Origin of the sequence: Enterobacter sp. 200527-13 (assembly GCF_027924865.1) — a bacterium.
Taxonomy (GTDB): domain Bacteria; phylum Pseudomonadota; class Gammaproteobacteria; order Enterobacterales; family Enterobacteriaceae; genus Enterobacter; species Enterobacter ludwigii.
Window position 1 is genome coordinate 475,797 of the sequence record NZ_BSCM01000001.1, and the last position, 24,005, is coordinate 499,801.

Genomic DNA, 24,005 nt, shown 5'->3' on the forward strand with positions numbered 1-24,005 from the left:
AAGGCCTTGTCATGAATCAAAAATCCTGGCTGCTGAACCTCAGCCTGCTGAAGACGCACCCCGCATACCGCGCTGTCTTTATCGCCCGTTTTATCTCCATCCTCTCCCTCGGCCTGCTTGGCGTTGCCGTGCCGGTGCAGATCCAGTCCATGACCCACTCCAGCTGGCTGGTGGGGCTTTCGGTTACCTTAACCGGTGGGGCGATGTTTATCGGCCTGATGGTGGGCGGCGTGATGGCGGACCGGTACGAGCGTAAAAAACTGATCCTGCTGGCACGCGGCACGTGCGGCGTAGGCTTTATCGGGCTGTGTCTGAACGCCATGTTGCCGGAGCCGTCACTGATTGCCATTTACGCCCTCGGTCTGTGGGACGGTTTTTTTGCGTCACTCGGCGTCACGGCGCTACTGGCAGCCACGCCCGCGCTGGTCGGGCGCGAAAACCTGATGCAGGCGGGGGCAATCACCATGCTGACCGTGCGCCTCGGGTCGGTAATTTCACCGATGGTCGGTGGCCTGCTGCTGGCGACCGGCAACGTGGCGTGGAACTATGGGCTGGCGGCGGCGGGCACCTTTATCACTACGCTCACGCTCCTGCGTTTGCCGCGCCTGCCGCCTCCGCCACAGCCGCGCGAACATCCGCTGACATCACTGATGGCCGCGATCCGTTTTCTGTTCAGCAATCCGTTGATAGGTGGCATTGCGCTGCTCGGCGGTTTGCTGACGATGGCCAGCGCCGTACGCGTGCTTTACCCGGCGCTGGCGGGCGTGTGGCAGATGAGCGCGTCGGAAATCGGCGTGCTGTACGCGGCTATTCCGCTCGGCGCGGCATGCGGCGCGCTGACCAGCGGTAACCTGGCGCAGAGTGCGCGTCCTGGGCTGATCATGCTGCTGGCTACCCTGGCGTCGTTTATTGCGATTGGTTTCTTCAGCCTGATGCCGGTATGGGCGCTGGGCGTAATGTGCCTGGTGATTTTTGGCTGGCTAAGCGCCATCAGTTCATTGTTGCAGTACACCCTGATTCAGACCCAGACGCCGGAAGGGATGCTGGGGCGTATCAACGGTCTGTGGACCGCACAGAACGTGACGGGCGATGCCGTTGGCGCGGCTATCCTCGGCGGGCTGGGGGCGATAATGACCCCGGTGGCTTCAGCGAGCAGCAGCGGCTTTGTCCTGGCTATGCTGGGGGTGATATTGCTGGTGGTCCTGGTTGAGCTGCGTCGGTTCAGGCAGGAGGTTGTGTTGAACGACAGTGCGGCCTGACGCGTTCACACCGGCCCTCTCACCGAGAGGGCCGGGTTAGCCTCTTACCTGAACTGTGCGTCTAAACGCTGCAGTACCCGCATTGCACTGTAATAATCCAGGCGGAACGTCTCTGTTCCCAGTGCCCAGACGCGCTTGTTCTGCACGGCTGGAAGGTGCGCCAGCAGCGGATTGGCGTAAATAGCATCCACATCTTTCTGATCACCGGCAAACAGGAACAGCCCTTCGCCGTTCAGCCCGGTTGCCAGATTTTCCCCGCCTAACTGAATAATATCGTGACGTTGACCCTGGCTTTTTGAGGTGTGCAATCCGGCAGGCAGTTCAGCCAGCGTAAAGCCCAACTGCTGTAATAACTGGCCCTGAGCGGATTCCGTCGTCCACAGGTTTGCCGAGTGTGCGGCGGCGGTGTAGACGATGGCGTTCACCGGCTGCGGCGGTAATGTCATCTGCTGTTTCACCTGGGCAAGCTGCTTATCAAACGCGGCGATGCGCTCGGCGGCCTGTTTTTCCTGACCCGTGATTGTGCCGAGCTGTTTTAGCAGCGCCTGCCAGCTTTTGTCGTCGTAGTTAATAACAAGCGTCGGCGCGATAGCTGAAAGCTGGTCATACAACGCCAGCGCCGAATCCCCGCCGGTGGCGCTGATCAAAATCAGGTCCGGCATCTGGGCGGCCACCGCTTCGGCGCTCGGCTCGCCAATGTACAGACGCGCAAGCTGACGCTGTTTCGCAATATCGCCCCACTGGCGTAGGAATCCCTGCGCATCCGCCACGCGGTTGTTGGGCGTGGTGGCGCCGCTGGCAATAACCGGCGCGTCAATCGCCAGCAGGGAGCCGGTCAGGGTCACGCTGGTGGAGACGATGCGCGTCGGTTTGTGCTCAAGCGTATGCACGCCGCGGCTGTCTGTGACCTGACGCGGCCAGTCGGCGGCAAGCGCTGAGGTAAGTCCTAAAACAAAAAGTCCGATGAAAAGCAGAGGATTACGGCAGACGGCAAGACATTTCACAACGTGGCATCCTGTTTCTGTTGAAGTTAATGCTTCTCATTTTCATATCTGCGACGACGGGATGCAAGCGTTACCCGAAGAAGATGTTTGCTCTGCGGTTGACAGCGACGCGATGTGAGATTAGGTTAGCGAGCGTAAATATAAATGATAATCATTATTACTGCCTTTATCATTTTAGGAGGATGAAATGGATACGTCCCTGGCTGAGGAAGTTCAGCACACCGCCAGCACGCTGCAATCAGACAGCTTTTTCTTTATGTCGCCTTACCGCAGTTTTACCACGTCCGGCTGTTTTTCCCGCTTCTCTGAATCCGCCGTCGGGGGTGACGATCCGGCAGGACAGTTTCAGCAGAAATTAGCCCAGGCTTTCCGCAACGCAAAAGCCAGCGGCATTGCCCATCCTGTGATGGTGGGTGCCATTCCGTTTGATACCCGCAAGCCGTCGTCTCTGTTTATTCCGCAACGCTGGCAGACCTTTTCTCGCCCGGCGCGTCAGCAGTCCGCCCGCTATGTTGCCGGCTCACAGGCGCTGAAGGTGGAAAAACGCACCGAGATCCCGCCACAGCCGGTATTTGAAGAGATGGTCGCCCGCGCGGCTGCCCTCACCGCCACGCCGCAGGTGAACAAAGTGGTGCTGTCGCGCCTGATTGATATCGTCACCGACAAACCGATTGATAGCGGTGCGCTCATGGAGCGGCTGATCGCCCAGAACCCGGCCAGCTACAACTTCCACGTACCGCTGGAAGACGGTGGCGTGCTGCTCGGCGCAAGCCCGGAACTGCTGCTGCGTAAAGAAGGGGCGCATTTTAGCTCTCTGCCGCTGGCAGGCTCCGCGCGTCGTCAGCCGGATGACGTGCTGGATCGTGAAGCGGGCAACAAGCTGCTGGCGTCCGAAAAAGATCGTCACGAGCATGACCTGGTGACCCAGGCGATGAAAGCCATTCTCAAACCGCGCAGCCATCACCTCAGCATGCCGTCCTCCCCACAGTTGATCACCACTCCCACGCTCTGGCATCTGGCCACGCCGGTGGAAGGTGAGGCGCGTGAAAACGAAAACGCGCTGACGCTGGCCTGCCTGCTGCACCCGACGCCAGCCCTGAGCGGTTTCCCGCATCAGGCTGCTAAGGCGTTGATCGCCGGGCTGGAGCCGTTCGATCGCGAGCTGTTCGGCGGCATCGTCGGCTGGTGTGACAGTGAAGGCAATGGCGAATGGGTGGTCACCATCCGCTGCGCTCGTCTGCAGCAGAATACCGTTCGCCTGTTTGCCGGCGCGGGCATTGTCCCGGCCTCTTCACCCGTGGGCGAGTGGCGTGAAACCGGCGTAAAACTCTCCACCATGCTCAATGTTTTTGGTTTGCACTAAGGAACACTCATGACCCTTCCCTTTACCCGTTGGCCCGAGGATTTTGCCCGGCGCTACCGTGAAAAAGGCTACTGGCAGGATCTGCCGCTGACCCACATCCTGACGGATCAGGCGAACAACGATGCGGTGGCGATCGTCGACGGTGACCGTCGCATAACGTACCGCGAGTTTAACCAGGCCGTGAATAACCTGGCATCGCGGCTGCAGGCGTTGGGGCTCCATCGCGGTGAAACGGCGCTGGTGCAGCTTGGCAACGTGTGCGAGTTTTACATGACCTTTTTCGCCCTGCTGCAGGTGGGCGTGGCGCCGGTCAATGCGCTCTTTAGCCATCAGCGCTCGGAGCTGAACGCCTACGCCGCGCAGATCAAACCTGCACTGCTGATAGCCGATCGTGAGCACGCCCTGTTTGTAGGGGATGACTTCCTCAATACTTTTGTCGATGAGCACAGTTCGGTGCGCGTCGTGCTGCTGCGCGGCGACAAGGGTGAACATGCGCTGGACGCGGCGATTGCGCATCCGGCAGAAAATTTCATTCCGAACCCGACCCCTGCCGACGAAGTGGCGTTCTTCCAGCTCTCGGGCGGGAGCACCGGCACGCCGAAGCTGATCCCGCGTACGCATAACGACTATGACTACAGCATCCGTCGCAGCAATGCGATCTGCGGGATTACCGCAGACACGCGTTATCTGAATGCGCTGCCAGCGGCCCATAACTACGCCATGAGCTCGCCCGGCTCGTTAGGCGTCTTTACGGCGGGGGGCTGCGTGGTGCTGGCAAACGATCCGAGCGCCACGCTCTGCTTCCCGCTGATAGAAAAACATCAGATCACGGTTACCTCGCTGGTGCCCCCGGCGGTCAGCCTGTGGCTGCAGGCGATTGCCGACGGTGCAGGGAATGCTCCGCTCTCATCGCTGACGCTGCTGCAGGTCGGTGGGGCGCGCCTGTCCGCGTCGCTCGCGGCGCGTATTCCGGCAGAAATTGGCTGCCAGCTGCAGCAGGTGTTTGGTATGGCGGAAGGGCTGGTGAACTACACCGCGCTCGATGATACGCCGGAACGCATTATCAATACGCAGGGGCGCCCGATGTGCCCGGATGATGAAGTGTGGGTGGCGGACGAGCACGGTAATCCGCTCCCGCGCGGTGAAGTCGGGCGTCTGATGACCCGCGGGCCGTATACCTTCCGCGGCTATTTCAACAGTCCGGAGCACAACGCCAGCGCCTTTGATGCGGACGGCTTTTACTGCTCCGGGGATCTGATCGCCATTGACGAACAGGGCTACATCACCGTTCAGGGACGGGAGAAAGATCAGATCAACCGCGGCGGCGAAAAGATTGCCGCAGAAGAGATTGAAAACCTGCTGCTGCGCCACGACGCGGTGATCCACGCGGCCCTGGTGAGCATGGAGGACAGCCTGCTGGGTGAAAAGAGCTGCGCGTATCTGGTGGTGAAAGAGCCACTGCGTGCGGTGGAGGTGCGCCGCTTCCTGCGTGAGCAGGGCGTTGCAGAATTTAAACTGCCGGACCGCGTGGAGAGCGTTGATGCGCTTCCGTTAACGCCCGTCGGCAAAGTCGATAAGAAACAGTTGCGCCTGTGGCTAGCTGAACGCGCCCGGGGCTAAGGAACAGAGTATGGCCATTCCACAATTAACCGCTTATGCGCTGCCGACGGCCGCAGACCTGCCAGATAACAAAGTGAACTGGGCGTTTGAGCCAGAACGTGCCGCGCTGTTGATCCATGATATGCAGGAGTATTTCCTGAACTTCTGGGGCGAAAACAGCCCGATGATGGCCCAGGTGGTCGCGAATATCGCCAGACTTCGCGATTACTGCAAGCAACACAATATTCCGGTTTACTACACCGCGCAGCCGAAAGCGCAAAGCGATGAAGACCGCGCCCTGCTGAACGATATGTGGGGACCGGGGCTGACCCGCTCACCAGAGCAGCAGCGTATTGTGTCTCAGCTGACACCGGATGAAGCCGATACGGTACTGGTGAAGTGGCGCTACAGCGCGTTCCACCGCTCGCCGCTGGAGTTGATGCTGAAAGAGACGGGACGCAACCAGCTGCTGATCACCGGGGTTTACGCCCATATTGGCTGCATGACGACCGCTACAGACGCCTTTATGCGGGATATCAAACCGTTCTTTATCGCCGATGCGCTGGCCGATTTTACCCGCGATGAGCACCTGATGTCCCTGAACTACGTCGCAGGGCGCGCCGGCCGGGTGGTTATGACGGACGACCTGCTGCCGTCCATTCCGGCCACGAAAGCGGCGCTGCGTGACATCATCCTGCCGCTGCTGGATGAATCAGATGAGCCGATGGATGACGAAAACCTGATCGACTACGGTCTGGACTCGGTGCGCATGATGGCGCTGGCCGCCCGCTGGCGCAAAGTGCACGGCGACATCGACTTCGTGATGCTGGCGAAAAATCCCACCCTCGACGCCTGGTGGGCGCTGCTCTCCCGCGAGGTGAAGTGATGGCGGGGTTCGATTTTACCGGCAAAACCGTCTGGGTAACGGGCGCGGGTAAGGGCATCGGTTACGCGACGGCGCGGGCGTTTGTTGAAGCGGGCGCGCAGGTCACCGGATTCGACCTGGCCTTCCCGCAGGAAGCGTATCCCTTTGCCACCGAAACGCTGGATATCGCGGATGCCGCACAGGTTCGCGAGGTGTGCGGTCGCGCGCTGGCAAGGCTTGAGCGTCTGGACGTGCTGGTGAACGCGGCGGGAATACTGCGTATGGGCGCGACCGACCAGATTGCGCAGGAGGACTGGCAGCAGACCTTCGCGGTTAATGTCGGCGGGGCATTTAACCTGTTCCAGCAGACGATGGGCCAGTTCCGTCGCCAGCAAAGCGGGGCGATTGTCACCGTGGCGTCCGACGCGGCCCACACGCCGCGTATCGGCATGAGCGCCTACGGTGCGTCGAAAGCGGCGCTAAAAAGCCTGGCGCTGACCGTCGGGCTTGAGCTGGCGGGCAGTGGCGTGCGCTGTAATCTGGTGTCGCCCGGGTCAACGGATACCGATATGCAGCGCACCCTGTGGAAAAGCGACGATGCTGAGCAGCAGCGTATTCGCGGCTTTGGCGAGCAGTTCAAGCTCGGTATTCCGCTGGGCAAAATCGCCCGTCCGCAGGAGATTGCCAGCACGGTGCTGTTCCTCGCGTCCGATGCTGCCAGCCATATCACGTTGCAGGATATCGTGGTGGACGGCGGCTCCACGCTGGGGGCGTAGATGATCTGGAAACGTCACTTATCGCGTGAAGAAATGAACGCCACCAGTCTGAACTCCATGGTGGCGCATCTGGGCATCGTCTATACCCGCATCGGTGACGATACGCTTGAGGCCGAAATGCCCGTGGATGCGCGTACCCATCAGCCGTTCGGTCTGCTGCACGGCGGGGCGTCGGCGGCGCTGGCGGAAACGCTGGGGTCGATGGCCGGGTTTCTGATGACCCGCGACGGACAAAGCGTGGTGGGAACGGAGCTGAACGCAACGCACCATCGCGCGGTATCGCATGGGAATGTGCGCGGAGTGTGTCAGCCGTTGCATCTTGGGCGAACCAGCCAGAGCTGGGAGATTGTGGTGTTCGACGAGCAGGGACGGCGGTGCTGTACCTGCCGGTTGAGTACCCAAATTTTGGGCTAGCGTTGCACGGTCAACATCCCTCTCCCCGTTGGGGAGAGGGATAAGGCTTACAGCATCGAAATCACCCGCTTCAACAAGCGTATTCTCGGCGCAATCGACGCTTTATCCAGCCACTCCGCCGGGCTGTGGAACCCGGCACCGATTGGCCCCAGCCCGTCCAGGGTCGGAATGCCCAGCGCGGCGGTGTGGTTGGCATCACTGCCACCACCGACCGCCTGCCAGGTAATGGCTATTCCTTCCGCCTGACCTGCCGCTTCAACCTGCTGCATCAGCGCCTGCGTGGCTTTACTCGCTGCCATCGCCGGTTTGTGGTTCACGCGCGCCAGCGAGGTCGTGACGCCCTCTAAAAAGCCTTTTTCACACAATGCCTCCAGCGCCTGGTTCACCCGGCTGTACTCATCGTTTTCCCAGAAACGCACGTCCAGCTCGGCAACGGCTTTATCGGCCACCACGTTTGCCGCGCTGCCGCCGTGGATCACGCCGACGTTGAGCGTGGTGCCACGTTCCTGGTCGGTCAGGGCATTAATGGCAATAATGCTGTTTGCCAGGGCGGTTATCGCCGAGCGGCCTTTCTCCGGTTCGTTACCCGCGTGTGCCGCCACGCCGCTGAACGTCAGGTGATAGCCCGCCATCCCTTTGCGAGCCTTCACCAGCGAACCGTCGGCGCGCGCGGCTTCGCATACCAGCACGCAGCGGGCGCGTTTTGCCAGTTCGCCAATCCATTCGTGTGAATAGACGGAACCGGTCTCCTCGTCGGGATTCATGGCGATCGCAATGGCCAGACGATCGTGGTCGGCTGCGTCCAGCTCACGCATCGCCCACAAGATATTCAGCAAGCCGCTTTTCATATCCGATACGCCAGGGCCATAAAGACGGGTGGCGTCCTCGCTCAGCGGACGCTCGGCGACGGTGCCGGGGGCAAATACCGTATCAAGATGGCCGACCAGCAGAACGTCGAACTGTGCCGCCTGTGGCTTATTACTGACGAATACGCCCGGGCCAACCTTGTCGCCCAGATTGACCCGTTCGGTGTGCCAGCCTTCGCGCTGCCAGAGCGTTTCAATAATGCCAGCCACGGTTTCGACGCCTGCGACAGTACGGGTGCCGCAGTCCACGTTCACCAGGGTTTTCAGCTCTTCAATATAATGGTCAAGGTTCATAGTAACGTCCTGTTCAGAGAATAATGCGCATCAGCAGCATGGCTAAGAAGGCGTTGATGACCGAAATGGCAATCATCAGCGGAATGCGTTTGGCGCGGGTGCCGATCACACCCAGAATGCGGCCGAGATACTGCACCTGTGAGCCCATCAGATAGATAGCAGGTGCCAGAATCGCCAGGTGCTCGCCGGTAATAATCCCTTTATCAAACAGGCCGATCGCCACGCCGATCCCACCGCCCATCGACATCCAGCCGCCAATCAGCACGGCAGCCGCTTCACCCGGCAGGCCAAACAGGCCCATCAGCGGGGAGAAGATCATCCCCAGCCCTTTCAGTGCCCCGGTAATTTCCAGCGCCTTGATGATGATAAAAGCCATGACCACGTTGGGCAGGGTGCTGCCGGTGGCAATACTCCAGCCCTTGCGTGCGCCTTCGACAAACACATCGGTAATCACGGGATGAGATTGTGGGGCACTCATACGGTCTCTCCTTGCGTCGGTTGTTGCTCCGGGGCATCTTTGCCGATGACGGTCAGGATCAGGCGCAGCAGATTCGCGCCGACAATCTTCATGATGAACATCACGGCGATGCAGGCACCAATGGAGGTCGGCACCGCGGCCGTCCCGTCAACGGCGACCAGGGTAAAGAGGATGGCACCAGAGGAGAAAAAGTTGGTGATCATCGCCCCGGCGGAGAACTGGAACATGGCGAAAACGTCTTTCTCTTTTTCGCTAATCTGCCCTTCATCGGACAGGTTGCGGGTGAGGGATGCACCCACATCGGTGCTCTGCAGGCTGCCAATCAGCGCCAGCCCGGTGGTGCCGGGAATGCCCAGCAGCGGGCGCAGCAGCGGCGTTAACAGCTTACGTGCCGCACGCAGCGCACCATAGTGCTCCAGCACGTTGATCATCCCGAGGGCAAACATCACGGCCGGAATTAAACCGAGCGCAAAGAGAAACCCGTCCATTGCGCCACTGCCGCCGGTACCGCGGAAGGCGCTGGTGGCGGTAGTCAGGGTGCCGTCTTCAAGACTGGCCTTGCTGACCACCTTGCCAAACGCACCGTTGAGGGTGGTGAAATCAAACACGCCGTACCACTCTTTTCCGCCCAGCAGGCCAGAGAAGAAAACGGCTGCGAATGCCAGCGCAACGTACGCGCCGGGCCCGACCTTGAGATCCTGAGGTACTGAACTGTTCATATCCTTTTCCTTGTATGCACGCGATTGCGCAGGGTCATTCTGGCGAGGTTTTGAGCAAAAAAAATGATACAAATCATTTCGTAAGGCGGTGTCAGGACGAAAAAGGCAAAAGTGTGACCCGTGGCGGCAGGGGTGTTTCAGCGGAAGGTGATCGGCTTAACAATGTGGTGTAAATGTCTGGTTTGACCACGCATTATTGCGTTTCAAAGTTGTTAAATTTTGAGCGTTGTTCTAGAAACAAAATGTAACATCTCACTGTTTCACAACAACGGATAACAACTATGAACAACTCAGGGAAATACCTTACGTGGGCAGGGCTCTCCGTTGTGGGAGCATTTGCCCTGGGCTATATCGCCCTCAACCGGGGGGAACAGATCAACGCGCTGTGGATCGTTGTCGCCTCGGTCTGTATTTATCTGATCGCGTACCGTTTTTATGGCCGCTATATCGCGAAGACGGTGTTAGGGGTCGACGGCACGCGCATGACGCCTGCGGTTCGTCATAACGACGGTCTGGACTATGTGCCTACCGACAAAAAAGTGCTGTTCGGTCACCATTTTGCGGCGATTGCCGGCGCGGGCCCGCTGGTGGGGCCGGTCCTGGCGGCGCAGATGGGTTATCTGCCGGGGATGATCTGGATCCTCGCGGGCGTCGTACTGGCCGGTGCGGTGCAGGACTTTATGGTGCTGTTCGTCTCCACCCGCCGCGACGGACGTTCGCTCGGTGAGCTGGTGAAAGAGGAGATGGGAGCCACGGCCGGGGTGATCGCCCTGATCGCGACCTTTATGATCATGGTGATCATCCTCGCGGTGCTGGCGATGATCGTGGTGAAAGCGCTGACCCACAGTCCGTGGGGAACCTATACCGTGGCCTTTACCATTCCGCTGGCGCTGTTTATGGGGATCTACATTCGCTACCTGCGTCCGGGACGCATTGGTGAAGTGTCGGTCATCGGCCTGGTCTTTCTGGTGTTTGCCATTATCTCCGGCGGCTGGGTGGCTGAGAGCCCGACGTGGGCACCGTTCTTCGATTTCACCGGCGTACAGCTGACGTGGATGCTGGTAGGGTACGGATTTGTGGCGGCGGTGCTGCCGGTGTGGCTGCTGCTGGCCCCGCGCGATTACCTCTCCACCTTCCTGAAAATTGGCACGATTGTGGGGCTGGCAATCGGCATTTTAATTATGCGCCCAACGCTGACCATGCCTGCGCTGACCAAATTTATTGATGGCACCGGCCCGGTCTGGACCGGCAACCTGTTCCCGTTCCTGTTTATCACCATCGCCTGTGGCGCGGTGTCTGGCTTCCACGCGCTGATTGCCTCCGGTACCACGCCGAAAATGCTCGCCAATGAGAATCAGGCCTGCCTGATTGGCTACGGCGGCATGCTGATGGAATCGTTCGTGGCGATAATGGCGCTGGTCTCGGCCTGTATTATCGACCCGGGCGTTTACTTCGCGATGAACAGCCCAATGGCGCTGCTGGCACCGGCCGGCACCGTTGACGTGGTGGCCTCTGCCGCGCAGGTGGTGAGCGGCTGGGGCTTTGCCATTACCCCAGACACGTTGACCCATATCGCCAGTGAAGTGGGCGAGCAGTCTATTATTTCCCGTGCGGGGGGCGCGCCAACGCTGGCGGTGGGTATGGCGTATATTCTGCACGGCGCGCTGGGCGGGCTGATGGACGTGTCGTTCTGGTATCACTTCGCCATTCTGTTTGAAGCGCTGTTTATTCTGACGGCGGTGGATGCAGGAACGCGTGCGGCACGCTTCATGCTACAGGATCTGCTGGGGGTGATCTCACCGAACCTGAAACGTACCGATTCATTACCGGCGAACCTGCTGGCAACGGCGCTGTGCGTACTGGCGTGGGGATATTTCCTCCATCAGGGCGTCGTCGATCCACTGGGGGGGATTAACACCCTGTGGCCGCTGTTTGGTATTGCCAACCAGATGCTGGCGGGCATGGCGCTGATGCTCTGTGCGGTAGTGTTGTTCAAGATGAAGCGTCAGCGTTATGCGTGGGTGGCGTTACTGCCAACCGCATGGCTGCTGATTTGTACCCTGACGGCAGGCTGGCAGAAAGCCTTCAGCCCGGACAACAAGGTGGGCTTCCTGGCTATTGCCAACAAGTTCCAGGCGATGATCGACAGCGGTAAGATCCCGGCGCAATATACGGAATCACAGCTGTCGCAGCTGGTGTTTAACAACCGTCTGGACGCCGGGCTGACCATCTTCTTTATGGTGGTGGTTGTGGTGCTGGCGTTGTATTCTCTGAAGACTGCACTGGCGGCGCTGAAAGAAGACAAGCCGACGGCAAAAGAGACACCGTATGAGCCAATGCCTGAGAACCTGGAAGAGATTGTGACCCAGGCGAAAGGGGCGCATTAATCGCTCAACCTCACCCTCTCCCCGCCGGGGAGAGGGGATAAAAGACGAGATATCCACTATGTTCGACACCCTCTCCAAAGCAGGAAAATACCTGGGCCAGGCCGCCAAAATGATGATCGGCGTTCCGGATTACGACAACTACGTCGAGCATATGCGCGTCAACCACCCTGACCAGACGCCAATGACCTATGAAGCTTTCTTCCGCGACCGCCAGGACGCCCGTTACGGCGGCAAGGGCGGCGCGAAGTGCTGTTAACCCTCTTTCGGTAAACAAAGGCTGATCTGCTTTTGTTTACATTCAACATGCGATCAGGCGTTTAACCCGCCATCGACATCCAGTCCCGTGCCGGATATTTGTCCGGCGGCAGGACTGGCCAGGAAGGTGACCGCGGCGGCGATGTCTTCCGGCTGGCCGTAATGTCCCACCGCAATCATCTGGCGCTGAGATTCAGCCTGTTCTCCATCCTCCGGGTTCATATCGCTGTTTGTCGGGCCAGGATGCACAAGGTTCACGGTAATGCCGCGCGGGCCGAGATCGCGAGCCAGACCCCGGGTAAGGGAGTTGAGCGCAGATTTGGTCATCGAATAGACGGCAATACCGGGCATCGCCACACGGTTTGCCAGACAACTGCCGATGTTGATAATGCGCCCGCCGTCAGACATATGCACCAGCGCTTCCTGAATGGCAATCACCACGCCCCGGATATTGACGTTAATCAGGGCGTCAATATCCGCCAGCGTCATGGACTCCAGCGGGCCGCCGCGTGCGATCCCGGCGTTATTGACCAGAATATCCAGCCCGCCCAGGGAGCGTGCCGCATGGGTAACCGCATCCTGAATGGCCTGTGCGCTGGCGCTGTCGGCCTGAATCGCCTCGCTGTGGCGCCCAAGCGCCTTTATCTCTTCGGTGACCGCCTGGGCTTTGTCGGCGGATTTTGCATACGTAATAACCACATCGGCACCGGCGCGTGCCAGTGAAAGTGCGATGGCACGACCCAACCCACGGCTGGCGCCGGTAACCAGCGCCTTCTTACCTGTTAAATCGATCTGCATGATGACCTCGTTGCGAGAGTGATGAGAATCATCATTAGGTATAGTCGGTCGGAACGATTAACGGCTGAAGGATTCCACTTTCTCAAACGCGGCGCGCAGAACCTCAGGGGTGAGCGCGACCGGCAAATAGTGGATAGATTCCACCGGGCGCAGCGTATGGGCAATGACCTTGTCCAGCTCGTCGCGGTTGTTGATATCCACCTCCAGTTCGCGAAGCGTGGTGGGCAGGGTAAAGCGCTGATAGGCCGCCACCAGCTCGGCCAGCACGTCATCCTGGCCGAGCAGCGCACTTTGCACCAGGATGCCATAGGCCACTTTGGTACCGTGCAGGTATTTTTCCGTTTGCGGCAAAACGGTTAAACCGTTGTGCACCGCATGCGCGGCCGCCACGCGGGTATAGCGCTCGCCCAGACCGCCCACCATTCCGCCACCGGCAATAATGGCATCCACAACATCCCTGAACGCCTGCGTCGCTTCGCCACGCTGCTGGTCGGCCAGCGCCTCTTCGCTACGGGAAAGCAGCACGTCGCGGATCGCCAGCGCGCCGTTGATCCCCAGACGAACGGTCAGAGGCAGGTGTTCGGGTTGAGGGGCCAGGACCACCGCTTCATACCACTTCGCCAGCGTATCGCCGATGCCTGCCAGCAGGTACTCCGCTGGGGCTTTGAGGATAATGTGCGGTTCCACCAGCACCAGGAAGTTAGCATCGTCGAACACCTCAAACTGCAGCGCCTGACCGGCATCGTTATACCAGACGGAGAGCGGCGTCCAGGCGGCGCAGGTGGCGGCGATGGTGGGAATAGCCACCACCGGCACGCCGAGACGGCGCGCCACCGCTTTGGCGGTATCAAGCAGTGCGCCACCGCCGACACCAATCACCACGCTGGCGTTATTGCCAGACGACGTCACCAGATCGGTGACGTCACGTTCGCTGCAGTGCCCTTTAAAGAGCAAATGTTTCGCCCCCGGTGTGTGAAAGCTTTCCGGCAGGAAAGGGCGCGCGCCTTCAATGGCGCGTTCGCCATAAATCCACACCGCGCGGGAGAGCTGTTCCGGCGTAAAGAATTCATTCAGGTGCGCAAGGCTTCCCGGATGCGAGAAATAGTTCGCCGGGCCTGGCACGACGCGGATATCGGTGTTGCTCATGTGTTGTCCTTTTTTTAGCAAGCGCTAACCCGATGTTATGTCTGGACATCCGGATGGCTAATAATATTTCGCTTTATCTTATGCCTTTTCCGTCGTTGTCAGTCAACCGGAGCTGTGAAAAATTCGATAAATCACAATATGAAAGAAGGATTTAACGCGGATGGTTTCCAGTCGCCTTGAGATGCGCGGTATCAGCCTGGCCTTTTCCGGCTTTCAGGCGTTGTCGCGCGTGGATTTGACGTTAATGGGCGGCTCCGTGCATGCGCTGACCGGCGCAAACGGCGCGGGGAAATCGACGCTGATGGCGGTGCTGTGCGGCACTTACGATCGCTACGAAGGTGAGATCTGCATTAATAACCAGCCGGTGACGATCCGCGAGCCGCTTGATGCCAAACGGCTGGGTATCCATCTGGTGCAGCAGGAAGTGGACGTCGCGCTGATACCAGGGCTGAGCATTGCCGAAAACATCATGCTCGATCAGCTTGCACAGCCGGGGCATCGCTATCGCTGGCGCGCAATCCGCCAGCAGGCGAAACAGGCGCTGGCGCAACTGGGTATCGCTCTGGATGTGCGACGCATCGTCGACACCTGCACGCTGGCAGAAAAGCAGCAGATTTTGCTGGCGCGGGCGCTCTCACACCACTGCCGTTTTCTGATTCTGGATGAACCGACCGCGCCGCTGGATAGCCATGAAAGCGAACGGCTTTTCGCCGTAGTGAGACGTCTGCAAAAGCAGGGGATTGGCGTGGTGTTTATCTCTCACCGTATTCACGAACTGAACGCTATTTGCGACACCTTAACCGTGCTGCGCGACGGCAAGCTGATTGAATCCGGCCCGATGGCGAACCTCAGCGGTGACGCAATCGTTGAGAAGATGCTTGGTCATGAGCTTAACGATATCTATCCGCCGGCCCGTCCTGCGCACAGCGACGAGACGTTACTGCGCGTGGAAGGGCTGCACGATGACGCGCTGTTGAAAGATATCTCCCTGCACCTGCGAAAAGGCGAAATCCTGGGCATTGCCGGGCTGGCGGGAGCGGGCAAAACGGAACTCTGCAAGGCGCTGTTTGGGGCCAGCAAAAGCCGTGTAGCGCGTGGTGAGCTAAATCATCAGCCCTGGCAGCCGCGCGATCCGGCGGATTCGGTATTGCGCGGTCTGGCGCTGGTACCGGAGGAACGGCGCAAAGAGGGCATTTTTATTGATGAACCGGTGAGCATGAACCTGGCGGTCACCGCGGATAACAGCTTCTCGCGCTGGAGCCTGTTCGGCCACCGTCAGGCGTGGCGCTGGGCGGAAGAGGTGATTGCCCGCGTCGGCGTGCGTGCGCGTGGGCCGGGGCAGGTGCTGCATCGTCTGTCGGGGGGCAACCAGCAGAAGATTGCCATCGGCAAGTGGCTGCGCAACGACGCCAGCGTGTTGATTTTCGATGAGCCGACCAAAGGCGTCGATGTCAAAGCGAAAACCGATCTGTTCCAGTTAATTGACGGCCTGGCGCGCGAGGGCAAAGGGGTGATTTACGCCTCCGGTGAATTCGCTGAACTGGTGGGGCTGTGCGATCGCATTTGCGTGCTGTGGGACGGACGTATCGTGGCGGAAATCGCCGGGGCCGAGGCCCACGAAGAGACACTACTTTATTATTCAACCGGAGGAACGGCGTCGTGAGCAAGGCCCTTTCAGTAACGGCGGCGGCGTCTGGCCGTCAGCAAATTTTTGATTTTCTCTACAAGTGGGGCATGTTGCTGACCGTGGTGGCGCTGGTGGTCATCTTTGGCCTGGCGTCGGACAACTTCCTCGATCCGAACAACATTATCAATATCCTGCGCTCCATTGCCATCGTGACGGTGATTGCTATCGGGGTGTCAATTTCGCTGACCATCGGCGGGTTTGACCTGTCGGTTGGTTCAACGGCATCGCTGGCTAACGCGCTGGTGGTGTCACTGTTCGTCTGGTACGGCTTCGGCACCACCGAATCGATACTGATTACCCTGGCGCTCTGTACCCTGGTTGGCCTGTTTAACGCGTTTCTGATTGTCATCCTGCGGATCCCGGACATGCTTGCCACGCTTGCCAGCCTGTTTGTTATCCAGGGCGTGGCGATGACCTACAGCTACGGCGGGTCAATTACCGAAAACATGGTGCTGCCGAGCGGCGACATGGCTGAAGGGACCATTCCGGCGGCATTCAGCCTGCTGGGACAGGTGCCGACTATCGTGATCATCATGCTGGTGGTGACGATCCTCGCACAGCTGGGGCTGTCACTGACCACCCACGGACGACGCATGTATGCCATCGGCGGTAATCCGGAGGCGGCACGTCTCTCCGGTATTCGCACCACGCGCTACAAGGTGGCGGCCTACGTGATTGCCTCTCTGCTCGCCGGACTAGGCGGCATTTTACTGGCCTCGCGGATTGGCTCGTCACAGGTGAATGCGGGCGGTGGCTATCTGATGGATGCGGTTGCGGCGGCGTGGATTGGCTTCTCGCTCGCCGGGTCCGGAAAACCGAACGCGCTGGGTACGCTCGTCGGGGCAGTCATTCTTGGCGTGCTGTCGAACGGTCTGGTGATGCTTTCCGTACCCTATTACGCGATGGACATTATAAAAGGGCTGGTGCTCGCCGTGGCGCTGGCGATTACCTACATACAAAAACGCTAACGATTGATCACAACACAACGGGAAAACAGAATGAAAAAAATCACCCTCTCTCTGGTGGCATTAGGGTTACTGACGTCGCTGCCAGGCCTTGCGGCAACCCCCGCACCGCTTCCGCCCGCCATTGCAAATCATGACGGCCCTATCCGCATTGCGGTGATCCGTAACCTCGGCTCTGACGACAACACCACGCAGTTTGTCGCCGGTGCCATTCAGGAAGGCAAAAAGCTCGGCTTTAAGGTCAGCACCTTTTTGAGCAATGGCGACGATGCCAAATTCCAGGACTTCGTCAATCAGGCGATCAGCCAGAAATATGACGGGATTATCCTCTCTCAGGGGCGCGACCCCTATGCGACCGCGCTGGTGAAAAAAGCCGTCGATGCCGGTATTAAAGTGTCGGTGTTTGATACCGCCGTTCAGGGCGACATTCCCGGGGTGACCGTGACCCAGCAGGATGATGCTTCCCTTACCCATCTCTCTTTCGGCCAGCTGGCAAAAGATTTCAACGGCAAAGCCAACATCGTGAAGCTGTGGGTTGCCGGTTTCCCGCCGATGGAACGTCGTCAGGCAGCCTATAAAGCGCTGCAGAAGCAGTATCCGGACATTAAAGAGCTGGAGTCTATCGGTGCCGTTTCGTCTGACGTGCAGGGAGATACCGCGAATAAAGTGGGCGCTATTCTGGCGAAATACCCGAAAGGCAAAATTGACGCCATCTGGGGAACCTGGGATGCCTTCAGCCAGGGGGCCTACAAAGCCCTGAAAGAGAACGGCCGCACCGAAATCAAACTCTACAGCATCGATATCTCAAACCAGGATCTTCAGCTGATGCGCGAGCCAGGTAGCCCGTGGAAAGTGAGCGTGGCGGTGGATCCGAAGCTGATTGGTGCAACCAACGTACGTCTGATTGCCAACAAGATTGCCGGTGAAACCACACCCGCCACGTATGATTTCAAAGCGGCGGCGATCCCGCAGGCGCTGCTGACCGCACAGCCAGGCGCGGTGAACGTGGCGTCGCTGGGGAAAATCATTCCAGGCTGGGGTCAGACCGAAGATTTTATCGCCCCGTGGTTTGCGACGCTTGAAGCGAAACATCAATGAGTGTGCTTCCCACGCCTGAATACAGCCGCAATATGCGGCTGATTGGCCATAGCGACCAGGGCGGTCGCCCGGACGGCGTGCAGCTGATGGTGCATCGCGGTTTCGCGTACATCGGGCATATGGTCTCACAGGGCTTTTCCATTGTGGACGTGCGCGACCCTAAACATCCCAAACCGGCAGGCTATATGCCCGCGCCGCCCGGCACCTGGAACGTTCATCTCCAGGCGCACGACGATCTCCTGCTGGTCATTAATGCGCGAGACTTGTTCGCGGATGCCCGTTTCGCTGACGAAAAGGTCTACTACACCCGTCAGGTAGGGGAAACCGTACGCGACGTGCAGGACAAGGGCTGGAGCGCCGGGTTGCGGGTGTTTGATATCTCCACCCCTGACAAACCGCGTGAGATCGGCTTTTTATCCCTGAGCGGCATCGGCATTCACCGTATCTGGTACGTCGGCGGGCGCTGGGCGTATGTTTCGGCGCTGATCGACGGCTTTACCGACTATATTTTCCTGACGATCGATCTGACCGACCCGCAAAAGCCTGAGGTGGCCGGGCGCTGGTGGCTGCCGGGGATGAACCAGGCCGACGGTGAGCAACCCAATTGGCCGGAAGGCAAACGCTACGCGCTGCACCACGCGATTATCGCCGGGGATACCGCTTACGGGAGCTGGCGCGACGGGGGACTGACGCTGCTGGACGTGAAGGATCGCACGCAGCCGAAGCTGATTAGCCATCGCAACTGGAGCCCGCCGTTTGGAGGTGGCACGCACACCGCGCTGCCATTGCCGGATCGTGACCTGCTGGTGGTGCTGGATGAAGCGGTACTGGATAACCAGGAGGACGGTGAGAAGTTCATCTGGCTGTTTGATATTCGCGAGCCGTCGAACCCGGTAAGTATTTCCACATTCCCGCAGCCGCAGGAGCGGGATTATGTGGCGAAAGGGGCGCATTTTGGTCCACACAACCTGCACGAGAACCGGCCGGGAAGCTTTGTCAGCTCTACGCTGATTTTTGCGACCTGGCAGAATGCGGGTGTGCGCGCGTTTGATATTTCCAATCCTTACCGTCCGGTTGAAACCGGTGCGCTGGTGCCGGCGGCGCCTGAGAGGATGATGGATACGCGGCCGAATCGACCGCAGGTGATCCAGTCATGCGATGTGTTTGTCGATGCGCAGGGCATTATCTACAGCACGGATTATAACGGTGGATTGTCGGTGATTGAGTATCTGGGGTAACGGCGCGCTGGTGTCTTTCTGACGGCCCTCTTCATCGGGAGAGGGCCGAGGCGTTTAACTGTACTGACGCACCCGCGCCACCAGATCTTCAGCGGTGTTGATACGGTCGGAAATCACAATCAGCGCCTTGCCAAGCGTAATCGCGTGGCGCAGGCATTCGTGGCGCATTGCTTCATCCTGAATGGTCTCGATATCCGCCACGTGCGACAGACCGACACTGCGGCGAATCAGCTCCGTGCCGCAGAATCCGATCGCGTCTTTCCAAACCTTTTTCAGGAATTCAGAGGCGTAGCCCGGGGCAGCAAGTGCCGCATCGCGCGTTTTCTCACTGGCCAGGATCTGGAAGCGCTCCGCGAAGGTGTTCCACAGCGTCTGAATGTCGGTCAGACGCTGTTCACGGGCCGCGGCGGCATCGCGAATACCGAGATGCCCCGGCAGGCCGCAGAAATTGAGCAGCAGGTTGCCGATGGCGGTGCCGACGTCAAAACCGATGGGGCCGAAGTAGCCGAACTCTGCGTCGATGGCTTTCAGACTGCCGTCTGCCACGAAAATCGAGCCGCTGTGAATATCGCCATGCAACAGGGCTTCAGCGTGTGAGAAGAAGCGGTGCTTCAGCGAGGCCACGGCAATTTTTAACTGAGCGTCATCGCGCAGGGCGGCAACGTCTTTTTCCAGTTCAGCAGGGTAGTTGTTACGTTCGTGGACCTGGTACGGATCGTTGAAGAACAGATCTTCGGTGATCTCGCACATCTCCGGATTAAGGAATTTCGCGACCTGCGCTTTCTTGTCATGCGGGTGCAGGTAAAAGTCGCTGGTATGGAACAGCGTGTGCGCGAGGTATTCACCCAGCTGACGCGCCGCCTGCGGGTAGTAGGTATTTTTGATCAGCTCCCCGCGCCAGATGGCATGGCTGGAGAGATCTTCCATCACCATCACCGCCAGTTCGGGGTCGAAGTGGTGGATTTTCACCGTGTGCTGCGGGCTGTGCTGGTAGTGTTCGATCAGCGTTTGCGCCTCCAGGCGGGCGCGATCCAGGGTCAGTGGCCAGGATTCGCCGACGCAGCGCACATACGGCAGCGCCTGCTTAACAACGATGCGGCTTACACCCTCGGTATCGAAAATTTTGAACACCAGATTGAGGTTACCGTCGCCCACTTCCTGCGCCTCCACCAGCGATGAGGGATCATCAAGGCCGCCGAACTGCTTTGCATACTCCACGGCATCCTGGGCGGTAAAGGTACGGTATTGCGACATTGCCTGTTCCTCACTGGTTTAGCTAATAAAGACATTTAGACGTCTATACATCTGGATTTCATCCTGACACAATGTGCTACAACAACGCAACAGGGAATTAACGACATGCAGACATTACAGACGACCAGCCTGCGAGTGGCGGAGAATCAGTTATTTATTCTCGATCAGCAGGCGCTTCCTCAGGAGAAACGCTGGCTTGACGCCTCGACGGTAGAGGCGCTGGTCGGCCATATTCACGCCCTGCGCGTACGCGGGGCACCGCTGATTGGTCTCTCTGCAAGCCTGCTGCTGGCCCTTCTGGCGGAAAACGGCAAAAGCCGTGATGAACTGGCTGTGGCCCTGGAGACCCTGCGGGCATCCCGCCCGACGGCGGTGAACCTGATGAACAACCTCGACCGCATGAAGCTGGCTCTCTGGCAGGAGGATTTTGTGCCTGCGCTGGTGGCGGAAGCGCTGCGTCTGATTGATGAAGACAAGCAGCTGTGCGAGGCCATCGCGAATGCCGGCAGTACGCTGGTGAAACCCGGCAGCCGTCTGTTGACCCACTGCAATACCGGCGGGCTGGCGACGGCAGGGGTTGGCACCGCGCTCGGCGTGATTGCCCGCGCGCATCAGGAAGGACGCGTCAGCTCTGTCTGGGTGGATGAAACCCGCCCCCTGTTGCAGGGCGGAAGACTGACCGCATGGGAACTCGGCGAGCTGGGCGTGCCGTACCAGCTGATCGCCGATTCCATGGCCGCCAGCCTGATGGCAAAAGGGCTGGTTGACGCGGTGTGGGTGGGCGCAGACCGTATTGCGGCCAACGGCGACGTGGCGAATAAAATTGGCACCTATTCTCTGGCAGTTTTGGCAACGTTCCACGGTATACCGTTCTATGTCGCTGCCCCGCATACCACGCTTGACCCGGCGTGCCCGAACGGTGAGGCAATCCCCATTGAACAACGTGCGGCCAGCGAAGTGACGGGCGTGGCCGGGAGCTTTGGCGCGGTGCAGTGGGCTCCTGAAAACGCGCAGGTCTACAACCCGGCCTTTGACGTCACGCCAGCGACATTGATAAGCGGTTGGGTGCTGGATACGGGCATCGTCACGCCGGAAGAGGTGGCAAAAGGGAAATTCGCCTGAGGACGACTATCCTTTAAGGGGTTCCCTTTAGGAGGACAGTCACGTGACGCTTGATCCTGATACAGACTTAAAACTGGAACGCGTGGTGGATGCCCCGCGCGATCTGCTGTGGCTCTGCTGGACGACACCCGAGCACATCAAAAACTTCTTCATTCCGGTTCCGCACAAAGTGACCGAGTGTGACCTCGACCTGCGCGTTGGCGGGCGGTTTAACACGGTGTTTGAGGTAGACGGGCAACGGATGGATAACCGGGGTGTGTTTCTCGAAATCGATCCCGGCAGGAAGCTGGTCTTTACCGACGGTTATACGGAAGGCTGGAAGCCCGCCGAAAAGCCGTTTATGACGGCCATTCTACTGCTGGATGATGTGGGGGAGGGCAAAACGCGTTATACCGCCATTGCTCGCCACCCAACGGCGGAAATCCGCGAGCAGCATGAACAGATGGGCTTCCACGAAGGGTGGGGGATTGTGCTGGACCAGCTGGTGGCATATACGAAGGGGTTGAAACACTGACGTTTTTTCGCCCCCTCTCCCTGGAGGGAGAGGGGAAAAATCATGCCAGACGCGGATACGCATCCGCAATCGCATCGCCGGTGAACTGCGCAATCCACCCCTCGGGGTTATCAAAAATACGAATGGCGGTAAAGTTCGGCTCTGAGCCCATATCAAACCAGTGCGGCGTTCCGGCAGGCACGGAAATCAGGTCGTTTTTCTCACACAATACCTGACACACCTCGTCGCCAATGTGCAGGCAAAACAGCCCCGCACCCTCAACAAAGAAACGCACTTCATCTTCCCCGTGGGTATGCTCGTTCAGGAACTTTGCGCGCAGCGCCTCTTTTTGAGGGTTGTCGGCACGCAGGCTGATGACGTCCCAGCTCTGATAACCTTTCTCTGCCACTAACGTGTCGATCGCATGCTGATAAGCCGCGATAACCGCATCGGGGGCAGGATCGCGGCCTAAGTCGCGGTCTGCGGCCCAGCGTTCAAAACGCACCCCTCTGGCGTTGAGCTGTTGGGCGATGTCGGCAGCGTCGGTGCTGTGCCAGCGAGGTTGACTGGGGTCTTTATCGGAATAAATGGTCAATGCGCTCATGAAGGGATCTGCTCCGGGTTAATCTCGTCGAACTGGTGTACCTGATGGTGATGGCTTGCACCGTCATCATCGCCGCGAATCAGCTGCAGGGTGCGAAAACCTGCCTGCTCAGCGGCGTCCAGCTCCTGATGTATATCCGACAGGAACAGGATCTGCGACGGGGGGATACCCGTTTGTGCCGCAATGTTCTGGTAAGACTGGACGTCGCGCTTGGCACCGATGTGGGTATCAAAATAGCCGCTGAACAGATGAGTAATATCACCTTCGTCGCTGTAGCCAAATAACAGTTTCTGCGCCGCGACGGAGCCTGAGGAATAAACATAGAGATCAATACCCTGCGCTTTCCATTTTTCCAGCGCAGGCAGGACGTCCGGGTAGAGGTGGCCGGTAAAATCGCCGTTAACGTAGCCGTCGTGCCAGATGATCCCCTGCAGCGCCTTTAACGCGGTTGACTTGCGGTCTTCATCCATAAACGTAAAAAGTGTGTCGATAAGGTCGCTTACGCTGGCGTGCGGGTGGTTAATTTCATCACGCAGGTTGTCCAGAATCGATTTGACCGGCTCGGCGTACTGCTGCGCGGACACAAAGGCCGCCAGACGCTCACGCGCGTAGGGGAACAAAACATCATGGACAAAACGGATATCGCTGGTGGTCCCTTCAATATCCGTCACAATCGCGCGAATCATACTCTCTCCCAGTGTCGTAAACGCATTTCGCATTCAAATAAGAATTCCAGTCCTTCCAGATGACGGCGGGCCTCGGCCACATCGCGTCCCCAGCAGGTTAAGCCATGACCGCGCAGAAGAAAACCATAATTAAACGGGTGCGCCTGAGCGTATTCGGCAATGCGCGCGGCGAGGGCGTCGATATCCTGGTCGTTATCAAACACCGGGATGGCGACCGTATCCAGATGCGTACTCTGCCCGGAGAGGGATTTTTGCATCTCAAAGCCGGTGATATTCAGCTCAGGCTCTTTGACCAGCCGCGACAAGACCGTGGCATTGACGGTATGGACGTGCAGAACCGCGTTGGCTTCGGGAAACAGACGATAGATGAGCGTGTGAAGCCCGGTTTCAGCCGACGGCGTGCGGCCAGAGGGTGCACGGTTGGTCGCAATCTCCACCTGCAGAAAATCGTCGGTGGTCAGGCTGCCTTTATCTTTGCCGGATTCACTGAGCCAGCACAGATGCGCATCCTGACGCACGGACATGTTGCCGCCGGTCGCGGGGGCCCAGCCTTTGGCGCCGATCCAGCGGCAGGCGTCGACCAGGTGTGTGAGTTGCAGGTTGTCGGTCATCTTCCTTTTTCCCTCTCGGTCAGG

At 59.0% G+C, this 24,005-nt stretch carries 24 protein-coding genes; 14 read left to right on the forward strand and 10 right to left on the reverse strand.

Features of this window, described 5'->3' with window-relative positions; all coding sequences use genetic code 11:
* Positions 1–11: 11 nt before the first annotated feature.
* A complete protein-coding gene (gene entS / locus QMG44_RS02195) occupies positions 12–1,259 on the forward strand; it encodes an enterobactin transporter EntS (protein WP_086532812.1) in 1,248 nt (415 codons plus the stop codon).
* Positions 1,260–1,303: 44 nt separating this feature from the next.
* On the opposite strand, the gene fepB is transcribed toward entS, so the two are convergent.
* On the reverse strand, positions 1,304–2,263 hold the full coding sequence (fepB, locus tag QMG44_RS02200; RefSeq protein ID WP_025204698.1) for a Fe2+-enterobactin ABC transporter substrate-binding protein: 960 nt from the start codon (positions 2,261–2,263) through the stop codon (positions 1,304–1,306).
* A 187-nt stretch (positions 2,264–2,450) separates the two neighbouring features.
* Between fepB and entC the strand changes: the two genes are divergently transcribed.
* The 5 genes from entC to entH are packed head-to-tail and all read left to right on the forward strand — an operon-like array spanning position 2,451 to position 7,280.
* Positions 2,451–3,626 (forward strand): isochorismate synthase EntC, encoded by a 1,176-nt coding sequence (gene entC, locus QMG44_RS02205; RefSeq protein WP_014169070.1) that lies wholly within the window; start codon positions 2,451–2,453, stop codon positions 3,624–3,626.
* A 9-nt stretch (positions 3,627–3,635) separates the two neighbouring features.
* The gene (gene entE, locus QMG44_RS02210; RefSeq protein WP_049023508.1) at positions 3,636–5,246 is read left to right on the forward strand and encodes a (2,3-dihydroxybenzoyl)adenylate synthase EntE; all 1,611 of its coding nucleotides are present in this window, start codon (positions 3,636–3,638) and stop codon (positions 5,244–5,246) included.
* A 10-nt stretch (positions 5,247–5,256) separates the two neighbouring features.
* Complete coding sequence (locus QMG44_RS02215) at positions 5,257–6,111, forward strand: isochorismatase (RefSeq protein WP_014169072.1); 855 nt, start codon at positions 5,257–5,259, stop codon at positions 6,109–6,111.
* Entirely contained in the window at positions 6,111–6,866 is a 756-nt protein-coding gene (gene entA / locus QMG44_RS02220) for a 2,3-dihydro-2,3-dihydroxybenzoate dehydrogenase EntA (RefSeq protein WP_020885024.1), read from the forward strand. The genes QMG44_RS02215 and entA overlap by 1 nt, the downstream gene beginning before the upstream one ends.
* Positions 6,867–7,280 (forward strand): proofreading thioesterase EntH, encoded by a 414-nt coding sequence (gene entH / locus QMG44_RS02225; RefSeq protein WP_086532811.1) that lies wholly within the window; start codon positions 6,867–6,869, stop codon positions 7,278–7,280.
* Positions 7,281–7,327: 47 nt separating this feature from the next.
* Here entH and QMG44_RS02230 read toward each other — a convergent pair whose 3' ends face one another.
* Genes QMG44_RS02230 through QMG44_RS02240 form a run of 3 tightly spaced genes read right to left on the reverse strand, consistent with a single transcriptional unit; the run spans position 7,328 to position 9,637 of the window.
* On the reverse strand, positions 7,328–8,440 hold the full coding sequence (locus tag QMG44_RS02230) for a M20 family metallopeptidase (RefSeq protein ID WP_014169075.1): 1,113 nt from the start codon (positions 8,438–8,440) through the stop codon (positions 7,328–7,330).
* A gap of 13 nt (positions 8,441–8,453) precedes the next feature.
* Positions 8,454–8,918, reverse strand: a complete 465-nt coding sequence (locus QMG44_RS02235) for a YjiG family protein (protein WP_014169076.1) — start codon at positions 8,916–8,918, stop codon at positions 8,454–8,456.
* Positions 8,915–9,637: a nucleoside recognition domain-containing protein gene (locus tag QMG44_RS02240; RefSeq protein ID WP_020885022.1), complete on the reverse strand. Its 723-nt coding sequence runs from the start codon at positions 9,635–9,637 to the stop codon at positions 8,915–8,917. The genes QMG44_RS02235 and QMG44_RS02240 overlap by 4 nt, the downstream gene beginning before the upstream one ends.
* Before the next feature lie 281 nt (positions 9,638–9,918).
* Here QMG44_RS02240 and cstA point away from each other — a divergent pair, with 281 nt between their 5' ends.
* On the forward strand, positions 9,919–12,024 hold the full coding sequence (gene cstA, locus QMG44_RS02245; RefSeq protein WP_014169078.1) for a pyruvate/proton symporter CstA: 2,106 nt from the start codon (positions 9,919–9,921) through the stop codon (positions 12,022–12,024).
* Positions 12,025–12,082: 58 nt separating this feature from the next.
* On the forward strand, positions 12,083–12,280 hold the full coding sequence (locus QMG44_RS02250) for a YbdD/YjiX family protein (RefSeq protein WP_014169079.1): 198 nt from the start codon (positions 12,083–12,085) through the stop codon (positions 12,278–12,280).
* Positions 12,281–12,333: 53 nt separating this feature from the next.
* Here the strand turns inward: QMG44_RS02250 and QMG44_RS02255 are convergent, their stop codons facing one another.
* Together QMG44_RS02255 and QMG44_RS02260 are read right to left on the reverse strand one after the other, a co-directional pair.
* A complete protein-coding gene (locus QMG44_RS02255) occupies positions 12,334–13,077 on the reverse strand; it encodes an SDR family NAD(P)-dependent oxidoreductase (protein WP_086532810.1) in 744 nt (247 codons plus the stop codon).
* A 57-nt stretch (positions 13,078–13,134) separates the two neighbouring features.
* Positions 13,135–14,223, reverse strand: a complete 1,089-nt coding sequence (locus tag QMG44_RS02260) for an oxidoreductase (RefSeq protein WP_086532809.1) — start codon at positions 14,221–14,223, stop codon at positions 13,135–13,137.
* A gap of 160 nt (positions 14,224–14,383) precedes the next feature.
* Between QMG44_RS02260 and QMG44_RS02265 the strand changes: the two genes are divergently transcribed.
* From QMG44_RS02265 to QMG44_RS02280, 4 genes are read left to right on the forward strand one after another with little or no spacing between them, the layout of a single operon-like run.
* Positions 14,384–15,886, forward strand: coding sequence for a sugar ABC transporter ATP-binding protein (locus QMG44_RS02265; RefSeq protein WP_086532808.1), 1,503 nt, complete (start codon positions 14,384–14,386; stop codon positions 15,884–15,886).
* Positions 15,883–16,878 (forward strand): ABC transporter permease, encoded by a 996-nt coding sequence (locus QMG44_RS02270; protein WP_063925316.1) that lies wholly within the window; start codon positions 15,883–15,885, stop codon positions 16,876–16,878. The genes QMG44_RS02265 and QMG44_RS02270 overlap by 4 nt, the downstream gene beginning before the upstream one ends.
* A 30-nt stretch (positions 16,879–16,908) precedes the next feature.
* Positions 16,909–17,973, forward strand: coding sequence for a sugar ABC transporter substrate-binding protein (locus QMG44_RS02275; protein WP_020885017.1), 1,065 nt, complete (start codon positions 16,909–16,911; stop codon positions 17,971–17,973).
* Positions 17,970–19,211, forward strand: a complete 1,242-nt coding sequence (locus QMG44_RS02280; RefSeq protein WP_063156274.1) for an LVIVD repeat-containing protein — start codon at positions 17,970–17,972, stop codon at positions 19,209–19,211. The genes QMG44_RS02275 and QMG44_RS02280 overlap by 4 nt, the downstream gene beginning before the upstream one ends.
* A gap of 54 nt (positions 19,212–19,265) precedes the next feature.
* Here the strand turns inward: QMG44_RS02280 and mtnK are convergent, their stop codons facing one another.
* A complete protein-coding gene (gene mtnK / locus QMG44_RS02285; RefSeq protein ID WP_086532806.1) occupies positions 19,266–20,465 on the reverse strand; it encodes an S-methyl-5-thioribose kinase in 1,200 nt (399 codons plus the stop codon).
* Positions 20,466–20,570: 105 nt separating this feature from the next.
* Between mtnK and mtnA the strand changes: the two genes are divergently transcribed.
* Together mtnA and QMG44_RS02295 are read left to right on the forward strand one after the other, a co-directional pair.
* Complete coding sequence (mtnA, locus tag QMG44_RS02290; protein WP_078774878.1) at positions 20,571–21,587, forward strand: S-methyl-5-thioribose-1-phosphate isomerase; 1,017 nt, start codon at positions 20,571–20,573, stop codon at positions 21,585–21,587.
* Between the two features lie 43 nt (positions 21,588–21,630).
* The gene (locus QMG44_RS02295) at positions 21,631–22,101 is read left to right on the forward strand and encodes an SRPBCC family protein (RefSeq protein WP_014169088.1); all 471 of its coding nucleotides are present in this window, start codon (positions 21,631–21,633) and stop codon (positions 22,099–22,101) included.
* Between the two features lie 40 nt (positions 22,102–22,141).
* Here the strand turns inward: QMG44_RS02295 and QMG44_RS02300 are convergent, their stop codons facing one another.
* Genes QMG44_RS02300 through QMG44_RS02310 form a run of 3 tightly spaced genes read right to left on the reverse strand, consistent with a single transcriptional unit; the run spans position 22,142 to position 23,981 of the window.
* On the reverse strand, positions 22,142–22,684 hold the full coding sequence (locus QMG44_RS02300) for an acireductone dioxygenase (protein WP_014169089.1): 543 nt from the start codon (positions 22,682–22,684) through the stop codon (positions 22,142–22,144).
* Positions 22,681–23,370, reverse strand: a complete 690-nt coding sequence (mtnC, locus tag QMG44_RS02305; RefSeq protein WP_032681431.1) for an acireductone synthase — start codon at positions 23,368–23,370, stop codon at positions 22,681–22,683. Before mtnC ends, QMG44_RS02300 begins: the two co-directional genes overlap by 4 nt.
* Entirely contained in the window at positions 23,367–23,981 is a 615-nt protein-coding gene (locus QMG44_RS02310) for a methylthioribulose 1-phosphate dehydratase (RefSeq protein WP_086532804.1), read from the reverse strand. Before QMG44_RS02310 ends, mtnC begins: the two co-directional genes overlap by 4 nt.
* Positions 23,982–24,005 lie beyond the last annotated feature (24 nt).